The organism is Falsiroseomonas sp. RANM36 (genome assembly GCF_056682175.1).
In genome coordinates, this window is sequence record NZ_JBWXTD010000002.1 from 703,849 (window position 1) to 706,793 (window position 2,945).

Sequence of the window (2,945 nt, forward strand, 5' to 3'; positions counted from 1 at the left end):
GGGGGGCGGCGCGCGCCGGGCCCGCGGCCGCGGCGGCCCCCGCGGCGGCGCCGCGGCGCGGGCCGCGCCGCCCGCGCGCCTGCCGGAGCGCGTGACGCGCGTGCCGGCGCAGCCCGGCCGGCTTTATGTCGAGGCCGCGCCCTTCGGCCGGCGCGACCTGGCGCAGCAGCAGGCCGCCCGCATCGGCGGCGGGGTCGAGGCGATCGGCCTGCGCGGCCGGCAAAGCTTCCGCGTGCGGATCGGCCCCCTCGCCAGCGTGGCGGAGGCCGATCGCGCGCTTGAGCGGACGCTCCGTGCGGGCGTATCGGAAGCCAGGATCCTGGTGGACTGAGCGCGAGTCGTTGGACGCGCCGGCCCGCCCGGCCGGTGCTTGGGGGATGGGCGATGCGCCGTCGTGACGTGATGCTGGCTGCCGCGGGCCTCGCGGGCAGCCCCGTGCTGGCCACGGAGGCGCTCGCGCAGCAGCGGCGCCCGCAGCGCCCGGCGGCGGCGCCGGCCGCGCCGCCCTCCACGCCCGCCAGCAGCCCGCTCGGCCCGGTGGACACCGCGGCGCGCCAGGCGCTGCTGATCGATTTCGACACCGGCGCGGTGCTGCTCGAGAAGAACGCCGAGGAGCGGATGCCGCCAAGCTCCATGTCGAAGCTGATGACGATGTATGTCGTCTTCGACCTGCTGAAGCAGGGCCGCCTTCGCCTCGACCAGCAACTGCCGGTCAGCGAGCGCGCATGGCGCATGGGCGGATCCAAGATGTTCGTCCAGATCGGCGCGCAGATCAGCGTGGAGGACCTCGCCCGCGGCGTCATCGTGCAGTCCGGCAACGATGCCTGCATCGTGCTCGCCGAGGGCATCAGCGGCTCCGAGCAGCAATTCGCCGAGCTGATGAACGAGGTCGGCCGCCGCATCGGCCTGCGCGACAGCGTGTTCCGCAACTCGACCGGCTGGCCCGACCCGGAGCATCGCATGACGGCGCGGGACCTTGCGACGCTGGCCCGGCGCATCATCAGCGACCATCCGGAGTACTACCGCTTCTACAACGAGCGCAGCTTCCGCTGGAACGACATCACGCAGGAGAACCGCAACCCGACGCTGGCACGCGTGCCGGGCGCCGATGGCCTCAAGACCGGCCACACGGAGGAAGCGGGATACGGCCTGACCGCGAGCGCGATCCGCGGGGGGCGACGGCTGATCCTGGTGGTGAACGGCCTGCCTTCGATGCGCGCGCGGGCGGAGGAAAGCGCGCGGCTGCTGGAATGGGGGTTCCGGGAGTTCGACAACGTCGTGATGTTCCGCGCCGCCGAGACGGTGGAGGAGGTGCCGGTCTATCTGGGCGAGCGCGCCACGGTGCCGCTGGTCGCGGGGCGCGCCCTCGTGCTGACCATGCCGCGGGCCTGGCGCAACAGCCTGCAGGCCAAGGTCCGCTTCGACGCGCCGGTGCCGGCGCCCGTCGCCAAGGGCCAGGAGATCGGCCGGCTGCTGGTGAGCGGGCAGGGCGTGCCGGAGATGACGGTGCCGCTGATCGCCGGCGCCGATGTGGACCGGCTCGGCCTGTTCCCGCGCATCCCGGCGGTGATAGGGCGCTGGTTCGGCGGCTGAGCGGGGTGTCGTTCAGCTTCTTGGAGCGAGGGCCGTGACCCGGGGCCGCTTCATCACCTTCGAAGGCGGGGAGGGCGGCGGGAAGTCCACCCAGGCGCGCCGTCTCGCCGCGCATCTGGCGGGGCAGGGGCTGCCCGTGCTGCTCACCCGCGAGCCCGGCGGCTCGGCCGGGGCGGAGGCGATCCGGCGCGTCCTGCTCTATGGCCAGGGCTTCGACCCGGTGGCGGAGGCGATGCTGATGTTCGCCGCGCGGCGCGAGCATGTCGTCGCCACCATTCGCCCTGCGCTCGCCGCCGGGATGTGGGTGGTCTGTGACCGCTTCGCGGATTCCACCCGCGCCTACCAGTGCCACGGCCAGGGCGTGCCGGGCGAGGTCTATGCGCGGCTGGCCGAACTCGCCCTGGAAGGCCTGGCGCCGGACCTCACGCTGATCCTCGACATCGCGCCGGAGGCCGGCATGGCCCGCGCCATGGGCCGCGGCGCGGCAGCGGATCGCTATGAGCGGCTGGATGGCGGCTTCCATGCGCGGGTGCGCGCCGGCTTCCTCGCCATCGCGGCCGCCGAGCCCGATCGCTGTGCCGTGCTGGATGCGGCGCGCCCGGCCGAGGCGGTCTTCGCCGACATCCGCTCGACCGTCGCCGCGCGCCTCGGCCGCGCCGCCTGAGCCATGGCGCGCGCGCCGAAGCCCGTCGTCTTCGAGGAGGACGAGGACCTTCCGGTCCGCGCCCACCCCGCCCTCGGCGGCCCCGCGGCCGCCGCCGCCGGGCGGGGAGCCGCGGCGCGGGCCGGCCGGCTGCCGCATGCCTGGCTGCTGGCGGGGCCGCCCGGCATCGGCAAGGCGACGCTCGGCTATCGCTTCGGACGCTGGCTGCTGGCCGGCGGCGCGGATCGGCCCGCCAAGCCCGGCGCGCCGCCGCTCTCCCTCCCGCCCGAGGACCCGGTGTTCCGCCGCGTCGCTGCCGGCAGCCATGCCGACCTCTTCGTGCTGCGGCCGGAAGCCGGCAGCGGCGTGAAGGCGCTGATCAAGATCGAGGATGTCCGCCGCGCCATCCAGAAGCTGGCGCTGACGCCGGGGGAGGGCGCCTGGCGTTTCGTGCTGGTGGATGGGGCCGAGACGATGCGCGGCGAGGCCGCCAACGCCCTGCTCAAGACGCTGGAGGAACCGCCGCCGCGCGCCGTGCTGATGCTCTGCACGCCGGCGCCCGACCGGCTGCTGCCCACCATCCGCAGCCGCTGCCGCCGGCTCGACCTCGCGCCGCTCGACCAGGCGGAGACCGCCGCGGTGCTGGCGCGCCCGCGGCCGGCGCTGCCGGCGGCCGCCCGGGCGCGGCGCGCCGCCCGCGCGGCGGGGG

Annotated in this window: 3 protein-coding genes and 1 pseudogene; all 4 read left to right on the top strand. The window is 75.6% G+C overall.

From position 1 onward, the window contains the following. The coding region (locus AC1MIR_RS04210) for an SPOR domain-containing protein (RefSeq protein WP_480026922.1) at window positions 1–331 on the top strand (331 nt) is incomplete at its 5' end. 53 nt (window positions 332–384) lie between these two features. Then, on the top strand, window positions 385–1,593 hold the full coding sequence (locus tag AC1MIR_RS04215) for a D-alanyl-D-alanine carboxypeptidase family protein (RefSeq protein ID WP_480026923.1): 1,209 nt from the start codon (window positions 385–387) through the stop codon (window positions 1,591–1,593). A gap of 34 nt (window positions 1,594–1,627) precedes the next feature. Then, entirely contained in the window at window positions 1,628–2,257 is a 630-nt protein-coding gene (gene tmk, locus AC1MIR_RS04220; RefSeq protein WP_480026924.1) for a dTMP kinase, read from the top strand. 3 nt (window positions 2,258–2,260) lie between these two features. After that, window positions 2,261–2,945, top strand: a pseudogene (locus AC1MIR_RS04225) (DNA polymerase III subunit delta'); the annotation flags it as partial.

Coding starts and splice junctions, on each gene's coding strand:
- AC1MIR_RS04215 (WP_480026923.1), top strand. CDS start 385: ATGCGCCGTCGTGACGTGATGCTGGCTGCCGCGGGCCTCGCGGGCAGC.